The following is a 15,878-nucleotide window of genomic DNA, read 5'->3' as shown; positions in this document are numbered from 1 at the left end:
TCACTGTGGCGCCAAAAACGCCTGCAGCGCAGCCGAATACGCGGTGACGTCGGCGGCGCCCATCAGTTCGCGGGCGGAGTGCATCGCCAGTTGGGGAGCGCCGACGTCCACGGTCGGGATGCCGGTGCGTGCCGAGGCGATCGGGCCGATCGTCGAACCGCATGGTAGGTCGGCGCGGTGTTCGTATCGCTGCAACGCCACGCCGGCCTGTCGGCAGGCGAGTGCGAAGGCCGCAGCGGTGCGCCCGTCGGTGGCATACCGCAGGTTGGGTTGCACCTTGAGCACCGGGCCCCCGTTGATGGTGACCGGGTGCCCGGGCTCGTGCCGGTCCGGGTAGTTGGGGTGGGTGGCGTGCGCCATGTCCGCCGAGGCCATCATCGATCCGGCCATCCGGCGCAGGAAATCCTCGCGGTCGCCGCCGGCGGCCAGCACGACGCGCTCCAGTGTGGTCAGCAGCAGCTCGGACTGGGCGCCGTGGTCGGAGCTTGAACCGACCTCTTCGTGGTCGAACAACACCAGCACCGGCAGGTAACGGTCCGGTTCGGCGGCCAGCAGCGCTTCCAGGCCGGCATAGCAGCTGGCCTGGTTGTCCAGCCGCGGCGCGCTGAGGAACTGGTCGTCGACTCCAGCCAGCGTGGAGGGAGCCAGATCATGGGTCATCAGGTCGAACCCGAGCACGTCGTCGGCGCCGACGCCGGCGCGCTCGGCGACGTAGCCGACAAACGAGCGGGTGGAGTCGCCGGCGGCCCACACCGCATTGACGTGGTGCTGCGGGTCCAACGTGAGTGACTTGCGGTCTTCGGCCAGGTGGATGGCCAGCTGCGGCACCCGCAGAATCGGATCGTCGATGCGCACCAACCGGTGGCTGACGCCGGCACCGTCGCGCACCGACAGTCGGCCGCTGATCCCCAGGTCGCGGTCCAGCCACGAGTTCAGCCAGGCGCCCCCGTAAGGCTGCAGCGCGACCACCTGCCAACCCGCAACCACGCGGTCGGGCCGCTGCTTGACCCGCAGATTGGGGCTGTCGGTATGGGCGCCGATCACCCGAAACGGCGCGGCCGACGCGCCCGCGCTGTGCCACGCCACCACCGAGCCCGCGCGCACCGTGAAGAATTTGCCGGCGCCGGGCCAGGCCTCGGTCTCGGCCAACTCGACATACCCGGCGGCGCGCAGCGCACGCGCCACCGTGGCACACACGTGGAACGGCGACGGGGATGCGTCGATGAACTCACACAGACCCGCCGGCGTAGCCGTCATGTCCTCATCCTGTCATCGAAGCACCGGCGGGGACGTTAGGGTCGAATCCGTGCCTGCCGTGCAGCCGCAACCGATCCTGCAACCGTTGACGCCGGCCGCCATTTTCCTGGTGGCCACAATCAACGAGGGCGGCGAGGCAACCGTGCATGACGCGCTGCCCGACATCTCCGGGCTGGTGCGCGCGATCGGGTTTCGCGACCCGGCCAAGCGCCTGTCGGTGGTGGCCTCGATCGGCTCCGATGCCTGGGATCGATTGTTCTCCGGTCCACGGCCCGCCGAGCTGCACCCGTTCATACCGCTGACGGGTCCGCGGCACCACGCGCCCGCCACCCCCGGCGATCTGTTGTTTCACATCCGGGCCGAGACGATGGACGTGTGCTTCGAGCTGGCCACCCGGCTGATCGACGCGATGGCCGGCGCTGTGACGGTGGTCGACGAGGTGCACGGGTTTCGGTTCTTCGACAACCGCGATCTGCTCGGGTTCGTCGACGGCACCGAGAATCCCGATGGCCCGCTGGCCGTCAGCGCGACGCAGATCGGCGACGAGGATCCCGACTTCGCCGGCGGGTGCTATGTGCATGTGCAGAAGTACGTGCACGACATGGCGGGCTGGAATTCGCTTTCGGTCACCGAGCAGGAACGTGCGTTCGGCCGAACCAAGCTGGAAGACATCGAGTTCGACGACGACGAGAAACCGGCCAACTCGCACCTCGCGCTGAACAAGGTCGAAGATGACGAAGGCAACGAGCTCAAGATCGTGCGGCACAACATGCCGTTCGGCGAGGTAGGCAAGGGCGAGTACGGGACGTACTACATCGGCTATTCCCGCAGCCCCGCCGTCACCGAACAGATTCTGCGCAACATGTTTCTCGGCGATCCGCCCGGCAACACCGATCGCATCTTGGACTTCTCCACCGCTCTCACCGGTGGATTATTCTTCTCTCCCACCGTCGACTTCCTCGACGACCCACCGCCGCTGCCTGGATTACCCGCTGCGACAGAAGATTCCGACTCCGACGGCTCGCTGGCGATCGGCAGTTTGAAAGGAAACGCTCGATGAACAACCTCTACCGCGAACTGGCACCGATCACCGAGGCTGCTTGGGCCGAAATCGAATTGGAGGCGACTCGGACATTCAAACGGCACATCGCGGGGCGTCGAGTGGTCGACGTCAGCGGACCCGGCGGACCTACCATGGCGGCGGTTGGCGTCGGCCGGCTGACTGATGTGACACCCCCCGGTGACGGGGTGATCGCGCATCTGCGGGCGAGCAAACCGCTTGTGCGGCTGCGCGTTCCGTTTACGCTGTCGCGTTCGGAGATCGACGACGTGGAACGCGGGTCGAAGGACTCCGACTGGGATCCGGTCAAGGATGCCGCCAAGAAGCTGGCGTTCGTCGAAGACCGGGCCATCTTCGAGGGCTACGGCGCGGCGTCGATCGAAGGCATCCGCAGCGCAAGCTCCAACCCCGCACTGCAGCTGCCCGCCGACGTCCGCGACTTCCCCGACGTTATCAGCCAGGCGCTGTCCGAGTTGCGGTTGGCCGGGGTGGACGGGCCCTATGCGGTGCTGCTGTCGGCCGACGCCTACACCAAGGTCAGCGAGACCACCGAACACGGGTATCCGATCCGCGAGCATCTGCGCCGGCTGGTCGACAACGACATCATCTGGGCGCCCGCCATCGACGGCGCCTTCGTGCTGACCACGCGCGGCGGCGACTTCGACCTGCAGCTGGGCACCGACGTGGCGATCGGATATCTGTCCCACGACGCCGAGACGGTGCAACTTTATCTGCAGGAGACGATGACGTTCCTGTGCTATACCGCTGAGGCGTCGGTCGCGTTGAGCGCGTAGCTGCTTTCGTCGGAGCGTGCAGGAATCGTTGCCTAACACGACCTTCCGAACGGCACCTCACCGTCAGGTGGGAGGTGCCTCGGGGCCACGATCGACGCCGGTGCGAAGCTTGACCGACGCCGAATAGGCGTGGGTGCGGAAGCGAAGCACGGGGTCGTCCGAAAGTTCGATCCCGTCGGTAACGCGCATTGGGTCGAATACCACTATGTCGTTACCCTTTTCGCGCTCGTGGTCGAGGCCGACGATTTCGAGCGTGCCCGCGGTGACGAAGTCGGTGCTGTGCCATGCCGCGGAGGGATCGACGGTCGAGTCGTTCGGTCCCGCGATCTGGACGCGGAAGTCAAATTGCGCGGGCCTGTTCGCGAGGCGGGTATTCAGTTCCTCGGTGAGGAAGTCGGGGTGCTTCGCCCGGGCAGCCCGCAAAGACAGGAACTGTTCGCCGGCCGCTGGAGACAGGTGGTAGCGAACGAATCTCGCGCCGCCGTCGGCGTCGATCCAGCGGTAGGCGTGTAACCCGTGATACTCGACGGTGGCGTAGCTTGCCGGGACTTTGTTGGCGGACAGCAATACCGGCAACGCGCCGAGCAGTCGAGGGTGAGTTGCGATGTATTTGGCAATGCGCGCAGGCATGCCAAGGCCGGGCCGTAACGCGTGTAGCAGATCGACGAACCCGGCGGGCGTGCTCGACGTGAACAACCGCGCCGTCTGCGTCGACACGTCGGTGGTCGATCCGTCGGGCAGGGTGAACTTCACCGCCATCCCGCGCACCTGGGGCAGGCCGTCATGCTGCGTCGGGTTGCCTGACCCGTTGGAGAATCGAATCAGTGCCGGGACGGCCGATCCGTCGAGGTGCTTTGCGCGGGACAGTCGGGGCGCCTCGGGAGTGGCGGTGAACGTGCCGCGATACAGCGTGCCTTTCGCGTGCAGCGCCCGATAACCCGGCCGCGCTCCGCCGGCGCCTCGGATCGCCTCGATCGCGTCGTCGGGGGTAACCGGATGTTCCATGCGCGAATCCTAAGCCTAAATCCGTGGATGGTTCCGGTGATTTGATCGGCGTGTGAACAGCGAAAATGCCTTCTGAACTGGGACAATACGAGTGCTGAGGCCGCATTTGTCCATAGTCCGGGAAGGCACTTTCGATGCACTCATCGTATACGTTCACCACCGGATCGGCGGTGTTTGACGAGCAGAATCTGCTGTCGGCGGCCGGGTTGGTGCCAGTGCTGGAACTGGCTGAGCAGACCGGTCTTTCGGAATTGATCAACGAGCGCGTGGATCTGCCGTCGACTCGGGTGAAGTCCGGCGCGGTCAACCCGGCTGGCAAGCTGACCTCGATCGTCGCCGGGATGATGTGCGGCGCGGACAGCATCGATGATGCCAATGTGCTGCGCGCCGGCGGCACACCCCGGGTGTTCAACGAGGTATATGCCCCATCGACGTTGGGGATCTTTTTGCGCGAGTTCACCTTCGGGCATACCAAACAACTCGCCGCAGTGGCCCGCGAGCATCTGATCGCACTGGCGGCGCGCACCCCGCTGCTGGCTGGCGCCGACGAGCGGATGTTTTTGGACATCGACTCGCTGCTGCGCCCGGTCTACGGCCACGCCAAGCAGGGCGCCTCCTTCGGTCATGCCAAGATCGCCAGCCGCGCGCTGCTGCGGCTGGGCCTGTCCCCACAGATCACCACCATCTCCACGGCGACCGCCGCGCCGGTGATCGCCGAGGCGCAGCTACGGAGCGGCAAAGCCGCCTCCGGGCGCGGTGCCGCATACCAGCTCAAGCAGGCGATCACCACCGCGAAAGCGATCAACCCCGACGCGCCGATCCTGGTGCGCGGCGACTCAATGTTTGGCACCAAGAAAGTGATCACCACCTGCATTCAGCGAGGCGCCGAATTCTCCCTGTCGATCAGCCGCAACAAGCGCATCAACGCCGCGATCGCCGCCATCGACGAGGCCGCCTGGACCCCGGTGCACTACCCGGGCGCGGTCGAAGACCCCGACACCGGGGCGTTGATCTCCGATGCCCAGGTCGCCGAAACCCCCTACACCCTGCGCCTGGCCCGCGGCCGAACACTGACCGTGCGGCTGGTAGTGCGCCGGGTCAAAGACGCCCGCCACCTGGATGCGTTGTTTCCGGTGTGGCGCTATCACCCGTTTGTCACCAACTCCGCGCTGCCGGTCGACCAGGCCGATATCACCCACCGACGCCACGCCATCATCGAAACCACCTTCGCCGATTTAATCGACGGCCCACTGGCACACATCCCGTCGGGGCTGTTCGCGGCCAACTGCGCCTGGCTGGCCTGCGCGGTGATCGCCCATAACCTGCTGCGCGCCGTCGGCACCCTCGCCGGTGGCCACCATGCCGTGGCCCGCGGGGCTACCCTGCGCCGCGACCTGATCAACATCCCGGCCCGCTTCGCCGCCCCGGCCCGCAAACCAATGCTGCACCTACCCGCCCACTGGCATTGGCGAGCCAGATGGAAGGCCCTGTGGCACAACGTCATCGGTTACCCGATCGCGCAACCCCGCGCCGCCTGACCCCACCTTCCAAGCCCTGTCCGCCCCGCCATCCCAGGCCCGACCCAAGGAACCCAAAGGAAAGCTGGTACAGGCCAGCGGATCACCCACGCCCCACCGCGCCACACTCGGCCGCATCCCAAAACAACCGCGTCGACGGCAACACGAAATCACCCATCCACGGATTCAGGCTAAGTGTTCAGCACGCGATGTCGGGGCTATCGCGCTGATTATTCGATTGCTGATGTCAGTCGCGCTGCAGCGAGCAGCGTGCGCGCAGAGAGAACGCTAAATAATCATCGAATGTCATTGCGGCGCCTAAGAATAGACGGCACGCCACGCCGCGGCGAGTTACTGCGGGTGGCTTGCCAGGTAGTCTCCGACCGGTATCGGTGACGTCGCGGCGTAGCCGATGGGCAGCAGCACGTCGCCCGCGCTCGTGTCGTAGTAGACGTCCCACCGGTAGTAGCCGGCGAACGTGATGGGATCGGCGGCAAGCACCGCCGCGTATTGGTCGACCGCCCGCACGTATTCGTTCGCGTGGTTGTACCGGTAGATGGCCCGATCATGGTCGTCGGCAAAGCCATTCGCGGCGAGGAAGCGGCCCGCTGCCATGATGCTGTCGCGGGGCGAGTGGATATCGCCGCCCTCGGCGTAAGCGGCGAATGTCGAGGGCAAGAACTGCATGGGACCTTGCGCGCCGGCTGTGCTTACGCCGTTGATGCTGCCGAAGCGGGTCTCGATCAGGTTGATCGCGGCCAGGTAATTCCAGCCGACTCCGGACTGCGACTCCGCCTCGTGGTAGTAGCCCAGCAGCTCGTCGGCCGGAGGTGGAGGTTCGATGCGCCACGCTGGCAGCGTGTCCTGTACCCGTGCCATCGCGGTGAGCTGCCGACGGGCGTCGACGTTGCGGTCGTAGTCGTCGAGTAACACGGGCGGGATGCGCGCTCGCGTGATCGCGTCCCATTCGGGGTGTCGGCCGATGGCGCGGTAGGCCGCCTGCTGGCGGCGCGCCGCCGCGACCAGCGCTGCCTCGCCGATCGACGGGTCACGCAGCGCGAGTTCGTCGGCGACGAGGTCATCGGCCAGCTGACCGGGGTCTGAGACCAGCCGCGGCTGCACGCCCTCTGGGGCGCTCGGCCTGGCAGCCACCGTTGTTGACGCCAGCGGCATGGCGGCCACCGTCCTTGCGGTCGAGGCAGCCGCCGGAGTGGCCGGTGGCGTTGGCGGCCGGGTACAGCTGGCCAGTGCCAGCATGGTCGTGCCCAGGACAAGCGGCGCGGTGCGGCGTTTCGAGCGGACACTCGCGACAGGGCTCCCCATCGGAGACGCGAGTACACGATTACGGCTCACGGTGTTCACTTCCGTCGATTACCTGAATCCCTGCGGCTACGGGGGGTGGCCCTGCAGCGAGTCTTTCGTATCGGACCGTTTGAGATCAATCGCGTATCCCGCTGATCCGCAAGCGGCTACGCGCGTCAGGCCTGTGAGTCGTTTGACTCAGGCTGCAGAAGGCGGGCGATCAGCTGGGTTCCCGGCCCGGGGGCGGCGCCCGGCCCGAGGGCAACCTTGAGGGTGTCGCGGGACAGCGGTTGCCCGCAAGTCGAGCAGCACACCGTCGGTGTGCAGGGATGTCCTTCGTGACTGAACAGCATGGGCGGTCCATCCGATGGGGCCGCCCAGCGGTCGCCCCACACCGTGAGCGCAATCAAGATCGGGATGAGGTCGCGGCCGGCCGCGGTACGCCGGTAACGGTCGCGGGGCGGGCGTTCAGAGTAGCGAACGCGCTCCACGATGTTTGCCTCGACCAGACCCTTCAGGCGGTTGGTCAGCAGGTTGCGCCAGATGCCGAGGAACTTATAGAGCGCGAGTTACGTCACCGAAGCGTTGTAAATTGCCTCGATATTCGAGCGGAGCTTGTCGTTGAATTCCGCATCGGTCTGGTCAACCGTCAGCCCCTCCGTCAAAGCGCGTGAGAAGCTCGCGATCAGCCGGTGGTTGCGGGCCAGGATCTGGCAGCTTTCCGCGAGGCTGTAGCCCCCAGACAAGGCCACCACACGCATCACCCTGGGATGGTCGATCAGCGGTGCATAGAGGTCGTCTTCGTCGGGCAACGTCAGCTTGAGCATGACCTGCGTGCCTTCGGTGAGCTCGTCGAGCTTCGCGGTGAGCGCCGCCACCAGCGCACTGTCGGCTTTGGGCTTGTCGGGGCATTTGATGCTGACCTCGGGTTCGATAATCGGCATGAGTCCACGCTCAGCGATTTTGTGCGCATAGGCGAACTGCTGGTCGACGATGGCTTTGATGCCCTCGTCGTTCGGCTCTTGGATAAACGAACGCATTTTGGTTCCGAAAACTCCCTTGTCGACGGCCCGGTCCAATAACGAGTCGAGTTTGGTCATCGGCTTCATGAGCTGCACACCGTTTTCGGCCTCAGCGAGTCCTTGGTCGACCTTGACGAACGGCACGATGTGCTTCTGCTTCCACAGAAATGCCGCGGTGTCCTCGCCGTTGATGGTTCGGTCCATCGTCTGCTCGAAGAGGATGGTTCCCAATATTTTGTCGCCGGAAAAGCTGGGACTCGACATGAGGCGTTCGCGCATCTGGTGGATAAGATCGAACATTTGCTCGTCGCTGTCGTACGCGTCCTGGGGAATCCCGTAAAGCTTGAGGGCCTTTGGTGTGCTTCCGCCGCTTTGGTCCAGCGCCGCGATGAAGCCATTTCCCGACGCCATCACGTTGCGTTGCTCTTCGTTCACAGCCATCCTTCCGTCGTTCCTGTCTTGGGCCGGCCGGTACGCCGCCAGCGGTCGTCACCACGGCCACACTAGGTGCGTTACGGGCGCCCACAAATCCCGGTTCTGGAGATTACGGCCCCTCGAGTACTAGCATGGCGCACCCTTGCCACATCCGGCTACTACTTTCGAACAGGTCTGCAACCAGACTCGTCCAGTGCCACTGGTCTCTGCTGGCTCAACGGGCGGGGGTTTGCCGGCAACCAACGGAGTGGATACCAAGGCCGGCGCTGTAGGTGCCGAAAGCACGCTCACTGGCAACACCGTGTTGGTCGGCTAAAAGCGTCTCGCCTGCAAGCGTTTCCACAATACGCCAACCAGCCTTGCGCTGACGTTGGTTCGCGTCGACCTGTTAAAGGGCAGCACAGCTGCCCTAAATTTCAGGCTGCCAGAACGGAATCCAGCGCCGAATAGAACACGCCCAGGCCGTCATCGGACGGACCGGTCAGGGCTTCAATGGCATGCTCCGGATGGGGCATCAACCCGACGACACGGCCATTGGCCGAACAGATGCCCGCAATATCGCGCAGCGAGCCGTTGGGGTTGTCGTGGTAGCGAAACACCACCCGGCCTTCATCTTCTAGTTCGTCGAGCACCTGCTGCGGGGCGACGTAGCGGCCTTCGCCGGACTTTAGCGGCACCAGCAAGTCGGCGCTGGGCCGGAACCGCGAGGTCCACGCCGTCGCCGTCGACTCCACCCGTAGCCACACGTCGCGGCAGATGAAGTGCAGCCCAGCGTTGCGGGTGAGCGCCCCGGGCAGCAGACCAGCTTCACATAGCACTTGAAAACCGTTGCAAATACCGAGGATTGGCAGCCCGCGAGTCGCGGCGGCGATCACTTCGCTCATCACTGGGGCGAACCGGGCGATCGCGCCGGCCCGCAAGTAGTCGCCGTAGGAGAAACCGCCGGGCACCACGACCGCATCGACACCCCGCAGATCAGCGTCGGCGTGCCAGAGACTCACCGGCTCGGCGCCGACGGCACGCACCGCCCGGGCCGCGTCGACGTCGTCGAGTGTGCCGGGGAAGGTGATGACGCCGATGCGTGCCGTCACTGCGGTTCCCGGCTGATCGTCCAGTCTTCGATCACCGTGTTCGCCAGCAGCGACTCCGCGATCTCGGCAAGCTCCGAATCGTCGACGGTGTCGTCGACCTCCAGCTCAAACCTCTTGCCCTGCCGCACATCTGAGATGCCGGCGTGGCCGAGCCGTCCCAGTGCGCCGACGATCGCCTGGCCCTGCGGGTCGAGAATTTCGGCCTTGGGCATCACATGCACAACCACCCGGGCCACGGCGCTCCTCGCTGTCGACACCTGCACTATTCGGCGCCAACTCTACCTGCGAGCCGGCGCCGGGCCGGGTCATGGACAAGAGCCGAGGTAGGCCGCGCACAACGGGCCGCTCATCGCGTCGAGAACCTGGGGGTCGGACAGCGTTGGCCACGGCGTCTGCGGCGGCGACGACGACCACAGACTCAGTTCGCTGAGGCTGCTGTTTTGCGGCTCGGCCACCAGGTAGGTATGCAGGATCACCGGCCCGCTGATCACCGCCGCAAGCCGGTTGAGTTCGTCGACCGTGATCGACGGTGACTGGTTGGGTGCGCCTAGCTGGCAGCCGCGCAGGTCCGCGGCCGCGGTGTTGAACACCGAAACCGCGTTCTGGCCGCCGCGCGCGGTGTCGCCGCGCCAGTGCAGCACCTGCGCCTGCAACTGCCACTGGCCCGGGGGATTGGCGACGGCCGCGCGGCTCGCCACGGCATACTCGCGGGGATCGCGTGGCGAAGACGTTGTGGCACAAAGCTCCTCGAAGCGAAACCGTGGTCCCGAACCGGTACCGGTCAGGGGCGCGGCTACTCGGGGCAGCGGGGGCCAGCGGTATGTCCCGTTCAGCGGCACGGCGCCCGGGTCGATCCACGCGGTATCGGGGATCTGGTCGCACACCGGTGGGCAGGTCTCCGGGTCGGCCTGTGCGGGCGGCGCGGGCACGTGGGCGGCCGCCAGGCCGCCGGCGAGCAGCACCGTCACCAGGATTACCCGCATCGCACCACCCCCATGAGCGCACAATCGTAGACATGCAACTGACGCATTTCGGTCATTCCTGTCTGCTTGCTGCATTCGACCACACCGCCGTGCTGTTCGACCCGGGAAATTTCTCGCACGGCTTCGAAGGGATCAGCGGCCTGGCGGCGATCCTCATCACCCACCAGCACCCCGACCACGTCGACACCGCACGGCTGCCGGCGCTGATCGACGCCAACCCCGGCGCCGCCGTGTATGCCGATCCGCAGACCGCCGCCCAGCTCGGCCCGCCGTGTCAGGCCGTGCGGGTAGGCGACGAACTAACCGTCGGCGCGTTGACCATCAGGGCAGTCGGCGGACGCCACGCGGTGATCCATCCCGAAATCCCAGTGATAGACAACATCTCCTACCTAGTCGGCGATGGCGAGCATCCGGCCCGGTTGATGCATCCCGGCGATGCCCTGTTCGTCCCGGACGAGCCGGTGGATGTGCTGGCCACCCCCGCGGCGGCGCCGTGGATGAAGATCTCGGAGGCCGTCGACTACCTGCGGGCGGTGGCGCCGCAGCGGGCGGTGCCGATCCACCACGGCATCATCGCGCCGGAAGCGCGCGGCATCTACTTTGGCCGGCTCAGCGAGATGACCACCACCGACTTCCAGGTACTGCCCGAAGAGAGCGCGGTCACCTTCTAGCGCGAGCAGACGCTAAATCGCCCAAATTGCCGGGCAAAAGCGGGATTTAGCGTCTGCTCGCGCAACCGAACCTAGGCGATGTCAGCGGCCGCGCCGCGGCCGGCGGCACGACCGGAAAAGATGCAGCCGCCGAGGAAGGTGCCCTCCAGCGCCCGGTAGCCGTGCACACCCCCGCCGCCGAAGCCCGCCACCTCGCCGGCCGCATACAACCCGTCGAGCGGCGTGCCGTCGGCTTTGAGCACCCGCGAATCCAAGTCGGTTTCCAACCCGCCCAACGTCTTCCGAGTCAAGATGTGGAGCTTGACCGCTATCAACGGGCCCGCCTTCGGATCGGTGAGACGGTGCGGCGCCACCACCCGTCCCAGCCGGTCACCCCAATAGCCGCGGGCGGCGCGGATCGCGGTGATCTGGCTGTCCTTGCTGAACCGGTTGGCCACCTCGCGGTCGCGGGCGGTGACCTCCGCGGCCACCTTCGCATAATCCAACGGCACCACGTCGGGAACCTTGTTCATCGCGGTTACCAACTCGCGCAACGAATGAGCGGTGACGAAGTCCACACCGCGGTCGACGAACGCCTGCACCGGACCCGGTGGCCCGGATCCGGCGCGCGAGCGCAGCAGCTGGCGCACACTACGTCCGGTGAGGTCGGGATTTTGCTCTTGGCCCGACAGCGCGAATTCCTTCTCGATGATCTTGGCGTTGAGCACGAACCAGGTGTAGTCGTGGCCGGACCGGGCGATGTACTCCAGGGTGCCGAGGGTGTCAAATCCCGGATACAGCGGTGCCGGCAGCCGCTTGCCGGTGGCATCCAGCCACAACGACGACGGGCCCGGGATGATCCGGATGCCGTGACGCGGCCAGATCGGGTCGTAGTTGGTGATGCCCTCGGTGTAGTGCCACATCCGGTCGCGGTTGATCACCCGGGCGCCGGCCTTCTCGGCGATCCCGATCATCCTGCCGTCGACGTGGGCGGGCACCCCGCTGAGCAGTTGCTCGGGCACCCGGCCCATCCGCTGCGGCCAGTTCTGCCGGACCAGGTCGTGATTGCCGCCGATGCCGCCGCTGGCGACGATGACCGCAGATGCACGAAACTCGAAGTCGCGTACTACTTTTCGGGATGACGGCACCCCCCGCGGTTGATCCGAGGGCTCCAGCACGCTGCCGCGCACCCCGGTCACCGCGCCACCTTCGACGATAAGCTCGTCGACCCGGTGACGATGCGCGAAGCGCACCGTCGACCGGTCCCGCAGCTGGCGCGCAAAGATCTCCACCAGTGCGGGCCCGGTGCCCCAGGTGATGTGGAAGCGGGGCACCGAGTTGCCGTGCCCGCGGGCGTCGTAGCCGCCGCGTTCGGCCCAACCCACCAGCGGAAAAATCTGCAAGCCGCGGGCGCGCAGCCAACTGCGCTTCTCCCCCGCCGCGAAATCGACGTAGGCATAGGCCCATTGACGCGGCCAATAGTCCTCGGGCCGGTCGAACCCCGCCGTGCCCAGCCAATCCTGCAGCGCCAGCTCGTGACTGTCGTGCACGCCGAGGCGGCGTTGCTCGGGGCTGTCGACGAAAAACAGCCCGCCGAATGACCAGAACGCCTGCCCACCCAGGTTGGCGGCGTTTTCCTGGTCGAGGATCAACACCCGCAGGCCCCGGTCTGCGACTTCGCAGGCGGCGACCAGCCCGGCCAGCCCCGCCCCGACGATGACGACATCAGCGGCTTGCCCCGCCGACCCGGCCGCGGTTTCGCTCATGCCGCTACAGGGTAGTGACCGAAACGGTCAGGCGGCGTGGGGAACCGCCTGATCGGGCCGCCACTCGTACACGGTGGGCGTGCAGCGGTGCAGCAATGCCAGGTCCACGGCGTCGAGCATCGCCTGCAACGGCCCGGGCTTGCGCAGATGGCGCGCGGCCACCGCGGCCCGGACGATGCCGCCGCGGCGAGCAACGCGCTCCGCCGACAGCACCAACATCCGACACCACCACGGCTCGGTCAAGAAGCCCTCCCCGATGCCGAGCACGCGGGCGCGCACCGTGGTGTGGCGGACCAAGTCGGTGATGCCGTGAAGTTCGGCTAGCAGCCGAAAGCCGTTGCGCGGCAATGCCTTGACGGTGCCCTCCGAAGCCAACCAGCGCGGTGGTGCGAATAATCTGGTGCGCAGCCCAAGGTGCTCGAGCACCCGGTCAGCCGCCATCAACCGCAGGTTCGCTTCGTGGGCCGGCAACGTGGCGAACTCGCCGCGACGCTTTTTAGTGGCCGCCTGGTCATAGCCGTGCAACAGGATCGCGGCACCACCGGCGCGGCGGGCGACCAGCCACTCCACCGTGCCCGGATCGCGGTCGAGGCGGTAGCCGCCCTTGAGCCGCGGCGCCACCAGCAACGACACCGGCACACCCCGGGCATCCATCTGCGTGCAGAACGCGTCGACGTCGGCCAGGGTGTGTTCGCCGATCCCGGAAACCGAGACGATTAATTTGCCAGACACGCCACCAGTCTGACGATTCCAGGTTTCTAGATGGTGACGAACACGCAGACAGCCGACGTCAAAGCGGCCACGCCGCGCGCCAGTTCGTCAGCACGGCCCCGATTGCCCGGCCAGCAGCGGGCTACGGCAACGCAAACTAGCTTGGTCAGCTAAGTGCCGTTACGCTCATGACGTGCATCGCGCCGTCGCGCCCAGCCGCCAGCCGACCACCGGCGAACGGATCTATCCCGACAAGCTCGACGCCGGGCTGCTGCGGATCGCCGGCGTGTGCGCGATCGCCGTGGTCATGGCGATCCTGGACACCACGGTCGTCGGTGTCGCGCAACGCACCTTCATCATCGAATTCCACTCCACCCAGGCCGTCGTGGCGTGGACGATGACCGGCTACACGCTCGCGCTGGCCACCGTGATCCCGCTGGCGGGTTGGGCCGCCGATCGGTTCGGCACCAAGCGACTGTTCATAGGCTCGGTGCTGGCGTTCACGGTCGGCTCGTTGCTGTGCGCGATGGCACCAAACGTCGCGATGCTCATCACCTTTCGGGTGATACAGGGCCTCGGCGGCGGCATGCTCATGCCGCTGACGGTCACCATCTTGACGCGCGAGGCGGGGCCCAAGCGCATCGGCCGGCTGATGGCACTGCTGGGCATCCCGATGATGCTCGGCCCGATCGCGGGGCCGATCCTGGGCGGCTGGCTGATCGACGCCTACGGCTGGGAGTGGATCTTCCGGATCAACCTGCCAATCGGGCTGAGCGCGGTTGTCCTTGCGGCCCTGACCTTTCCCAAGGACCGCCCAACGCCGTCTGAGACGTTCGACTTCGTCGGCTTGCTGCTGCTGTCGCCCGGCGTGGCCGCGTTCCTCTACGGGGTGTCATCGCTGCCGGCGTACGGAACGATCGCCGAGCCGCACGTGTGGGTGCCCGCGGCCGCCGGGCTGACGCTGATCGGCGGATTCGTCCTGCACGCCCTGGGTAAGGATGACCCGCTGATCGACCTGCGGCTGTTCACGAATGGGGAGGTCACCACCGCTAACTCGACGCTATTGCTGTTCGCGGCAGCGTTTTTCGGTGCCGTGCTGCTCATCCCGAGCTGCTTTCAGCACCTGCTGCAGCAGACCGCGCTGCAGTCCGGGTTGCACATGATGCCCGAACGGCTCGGGGCGCTGCTGACGATGCCGATCGCCGGCGTGCTACTGGACAAGCGCGGCCCGAGCAAGGTGGTCCTGGCCGGTATTACGCTGATCGCCGCCGGCATGGCCACCTTTGCCTACGGCGTCGCAACCCATGCGGGATATTTGCCGGTGCTTTTGGCGGCGCTGCTGCTGATGGGTATGGGACTGGGTTGCACGACAATGCCGCTGATAGCCGCGGCGGTGCAGTCGCTCGCGCCACATCAAATCGCTCGCGGCTCGGCACTGGTCCATGTCAACTTGCAAGTCGCGGCGTCGATCAGCACCGCGTTGATGTCGGTGGTCTTGACCAGCCAACTCCACCACAGCAAAGAGCATGCCTACACCACCGTGTTCGTGGTGGCTGCTGTCTTGGCGGTGCTGGCCTACATCCCCGCGGCGTTTCTGCCAAGGAAACCGGTAGCCGCCGCGCCAGGCCTGACGCCAGTGGTGACCCCTTGACCCGAATTAACCCTCGAAGAGCATCCGCGCGATCCGCTCAACGGTCGTCATCGGGTCGACGGCCTTCACCCGAGCACTTACTGCATCGTTGAGCCACAGCATCGAAAACCCGTGCACCAGTGACCACGCGGCCAGTTCGGCGCCGCTCGGATCGGCGTGCGCCTTCGGATCGCGCAAGGTCGCAACGCCGCGCGAAAGTTCTTCTGCCGCTGCGGCTTCCGCGGCGGCCAGACTTGGATCGGAAGGGTCGACCAACGACTTGTCGAACATCACCCGGTAGTGGCCCGGATGCTCCAAGGCAAAGCGCACATAGGCCAAAGCCGCATCGACGAAGTTGGGCTGAGCCTCGGTTAGTGCTGCGGCCAACATGTCAAACCCCTCGGCGGCCAGCGCGGTAAACAGGCCACGCCGATCGGCGAAATGGTGCGCGGGCGCGGCGTGCGAGACCCCCGCTTCACGGGCCAGCTCGCGCAGCGACACCCGGTCCGCGCCTCGCTCGGCCACCAGACGGGCCGCCTGCGTCAAGATCACGGCCCTCAAGTCGCCGTGGTGATATGTCGGCCGGCTCACAGCGACCACCCTATCGGATCATCTTGACAGTGGCTAGATGGCAACCGTATGCTCAGCGCCAACC

General features: G+C 66.3%; 16 protein-coding genes. 5 read left to right on the top strand and 11 right to left on the bottom strand.

Annotated features, from left to right (window positions below; all coding sequences use genetic code 11):
• Nucleotides 1–1,257, bottom strand: a complete 1,257-nt coding sequence (locus tag MYXE_RS03485; RefSeq protein ID WP_085197762.1) for a M18 family aminopeptidase — start codon at nt 1,255–1,257, stop codon at nt 1–3.
• On the opposite strand from MYXE_RS03485, the gene MYXE_RS03480 reads away from it, so the two are divergent.
• Together MYXE_RS03480 and MYXE_RS03475 are read left to right on the top strand one after the other, a co-directional pair.
• Complete coding sequence (locus tag MYXE_RS03480) at nt 1,256–2,317, top strand: Dyp-type peroxidase (protein WP_161552039.1); 1,062 nt, start codon at nt 1,256–1,258, stop codon at nt 2,315–2,317. The two genes, MYXE_RS03485 and MYXE_RS03480, sit on opposite strands and share 2 nt — an antisense overlap.
• Nucleotides 2,314–3,111: a family 1 encapsulin nanocompartment shell protein gene (locus tag MYXE_RS03475; RefSeq protein WP_003923243.1), complete on the top strand. Its 798-nt coding sequence runs from the start codon at nt 2,314–2,316 to the stop codon at nt 3,109–3,111. Before MYXE_RS03480 ends, MYXE_RS03475 begins: the two co-directional genes overlap by 4 nt.
• A 63-nt stretch (nt 3,112–3,174) precedes the next feature.
• Here MYXE_RS03475 and MYXE_RS03470 read toward each other — a convergent pair whose 3' ends face one another.
• Nucleotides 3,175–4,116: a catalase family peroxidase gene (locus MYXE_RS03470; RefSeq protein ID WP_085197766.1), complete on the bottom strand. Its 942-nt coding sequence runs from the start codon at nt 4,114–4,116 to the stop codon at nt 3,175–3,177.
• A 134-nt stretch (nt 4,117–4,250) separates the two neighbouring features.
• Here MYXE_RS03470 and MYXE_RS03465 point away from each other — a divergent pair, with 134 nt between their 5' ends.
• Nucleotides 4,251–5,654 carry an IS1380 family transposase gene (locus MYXE_RS03465; RefSeq protein WP_085193969.1) on the top strand — a complete coding sequence of 468 codons (1,404 nt, stop codon included), beginning with the start codon at nt 4,251–4,253 and terminating at the stop codon, nt 5,652–5,654.
• A 330-nt stretch (nt 5,655–5,984) separates the two neighbouring features.
• Here the strand turns inward: MYXE_RS03465 and MYXE_RS03460 are convergent, their stop codons facing one another.
• The 6 genes from MYXE_RS03460 to MYXE_RS03435 form a co-directional block, all read right to left on the bottom strand.
• Nucleotides 5,985–6,956: a lytic transglycosylase domain-containing protein gene (locus MYXE_RS03460; protein ID WP_085194706.1), complete on the bottom strand. Its 972-nt coding sequence runs from the start codon at nt 6,954–6,956 to the stop codon at nt 5,985–5,987.
• A gap of 155 nt (nt 6,957–7,111) precedes the next feature.
• Nucleotides 7,112–7,426, bottom strand: coding sequence for a winged helix-turn-helix transcriptional regulator (locus MYXE_RS03455; protein ID WP_232061715.1), 315 nt, complete (start codon nt 7,424–7,426; stop codon nt 7,112–7,114).
• 78 nt (nt 7,427–7,504) lie between these two features.
• Entirely contained in the window at nt 7,505–8,398 is an 894-nt protein-coding gene (locus MYXE_RS03450) for a fructose bisphosphate aldolase (protein ID WP_169714193.1), read from the bottom strand.
• 410 nt (nt 8,399–8,808) lie between these two features.
• A complete protein-coding gene (gene purQ / locus MYXE_RS03445) occupies nt 8,809–9,483 on the bottom strand; it encodes a phosphoribosylformylglycinamidine synthase subunit PurQ (RefSeq protein ID WP_003923238.1) in 675 nt (224 codons plus the stop codon).
• On the bottom strand, nt 9,480–9,719 hold the full coding sequence (gene purS, locus MYXE_RS03440) for a phosphoribosylformylglycinamidine synthase subunit PurS (protein ID WP_003923237.1): 240 nt from the start codon (nt 9,717–9,719) through the stop codon (nt 9,480–9,482). The genes purQ and purS overlap by 4 nt, the downstream gene beginning before the upstream one ends.
• Nucleotides 9,720–9,788: 69 nt before the next feature.
• Complete coding sequence (locus tag MYXE_RS03435) at nt 9,789–10,466, bottom strand: ATPase (RefSeq protein WP_085194710.1); 678 nt, start codon at nt 10,464–10,466, stop codon at nt 9,789–9,791.
• 32 nt (nt 10,467–10,498) lie between these two features.
• Here MYXE_RS03435 and MYXE_RS03430 point away from each other — a divergent pair, with 32 nt between their 5' ends.
• Nucleotides 10,499–11,137 (top strand): MBL fold metallo-hydrolase, encoded by a 639-nt coding sequence (locus MYXE_RS03430; protein WP_085194712.1) that lies wholly within the window; start codon nt 10,499–10,501, stop codon nt 11,135–11,137.
• 71 nt (nt 11,138–11,208) lie between these two features.
• Here the strand turns inward: MYXE_RS03430 and MYXE_RS03425 are convergent, their stop codons facing one another.
• Both MYXE_RS03425 and MYXE_RS03420 read right to left on the bottom strand, forming a co-directional pair.
• Nucleotides 11,209–12,882: an FAD-binding dehydrogenase gene (locus MYXE_RS03425; RefSeq protein ID WP_085194714.1), complete on the bottom strand. Its 1,674-nt coding sequence runs from the start codon at nt 12,880–12,882 to the stop codon at nt 11,209–11,211.
• A gap of 27 nt (nt 12,883–12,909) precedes the next feature.
• Nucleotides 12,910–13,614 carry a DUF2334 domain-containing protein gene (locus MYXE_RS03420; protein WP_085194716.1) on the bottom strand — a complete coding sequence of 235 codons (705 nt, stop codon included), beginning with the start codon at nt 13,612–13,614 and terminating at the stop codon, nt 12,910–12,912.
• A gap of 172 nt (nt 13,615–13,786) precedes the next feature.
• On the opposite strand from MYXE_RS03420, the gene MYXE_RS03415 reads away from it, so the two are divergent.
• On the top strand, nt 13,787–15,244 hold the full coding sequence (locus tag MYXE_RS03415; RefSeq protein WP_085194718.1) for a DHA2 family efflux MFS transporter permease subunit: 1,458 nt from the start codon (nt 13,787–13,789) through the stop codon (nt 15,242–15,244).
• Between the two features lie 6 nt (nt 15,245–15,250).
• Here MYXE_RS03415 and MYXE_RS03410 read toward each other — a convergent pair whose 3' ends face one another.
• On the bottom strand, nt 15,251–15,814 hold the full coding sequence (locus tag MYXE_RS03410) for a TetR/AcrR family transcriptional regulator (protein ID WP_085194877.1): 564 nt from the start codon (nt 15,812–15,814) through the stop codon (nt 15,251–15,253).
• Between the last annotated feature and the right edge of the window lie 64 nt (nt 15,815–15,878).

The sequence above is a fragment of the Mycobacterium xenopi genome, assembly GCF_009936235.1.
Classification (GTDB): Bacteria; Actinomycetota; Actinomycetes; order Mycobacteriales; family Mycobacteriaceae; genus Mycobacterium; species Mycobacterium xenopi.
This window is presented reverse-complemented; position numbering and strand designations above follow the sequence as displayed.

Excerpts from the sequence above, each read along its gene's own strand:
- MYXE_RS03480 (WP_161552039.1), top strand. The coding sequence starts at position 1,256 with ATGTCCTCATCCTGTCATCGAAGCACCGGCGGGGACGTTAGGGTCGAA.
- MYXE_RS03475 (WP_003923243.1), top strand. The coding sequence starts at position 2,314 with ATGAACAACCTCTACCGCGAACTGGCACCGATCACCGAGGCTGCTTGG.
- MYXE_RS03460 (WP_085194706.1), bottom strand. The coding sequence starts at position 6,956 with ATGGGGAGCCCTGTCGCGAGTGTCCGCTCGAAACGCCGCACCGCGCCG.
- MYXE_RS03430 (WP_085194712.1), top strand. The coding sequence starts at position 10,499 with ATGCAACTGACGCATTTCGGTCATTCCTGTCTGCTTGCTGCATTCGAC.
- MYXE_RS03450 (WP_169714193.1), bottom strand. The coding sequence starts at position 8,398 with ATGGCTGTGAACGAAGAGCAACGCAACGTGATGGCGTCGGGAAATGGC.
- MYXE_RS03485 (WP_085197762.1), bottom strand. The coding sequence starts at position 1,257 with ATGACGGCTACGCCGGCGGGTCTGTGTGAGTTCATCGACGCATCCCCG.
- MYXE_RS03465 (WP_085193969.1), top strand. The coding sequence starts at position 4,251 with ATGCACTCATCGTATACGTTCACCACCGGATCGGCGGTGTTTGACGAG.
- MYXE_RS03470 (WP_085197766.1), bottom strand. The coding sequence starts at position 4,116 with ATGGAACATCCGGTTACCCCCGACGACGCGATCGAGGCGATCCGAGGC.
- MYXE_RS03435 (WP_085194710.1), bottom strand. The coding sequence starts at position 10,466 with ATGCGGGTAATCCTGGTGACGGTGCTGCTCGCCGGCGGCCTGGCGGCC.
- MYXE_RS03425 (WP_085194714.1), bottom strand. The coding sequence starts at position 12,882 with ATGAGCGAAACCGCGGCCGGGTCGGCGGGGCAAGCCGCTGATGTCGTC.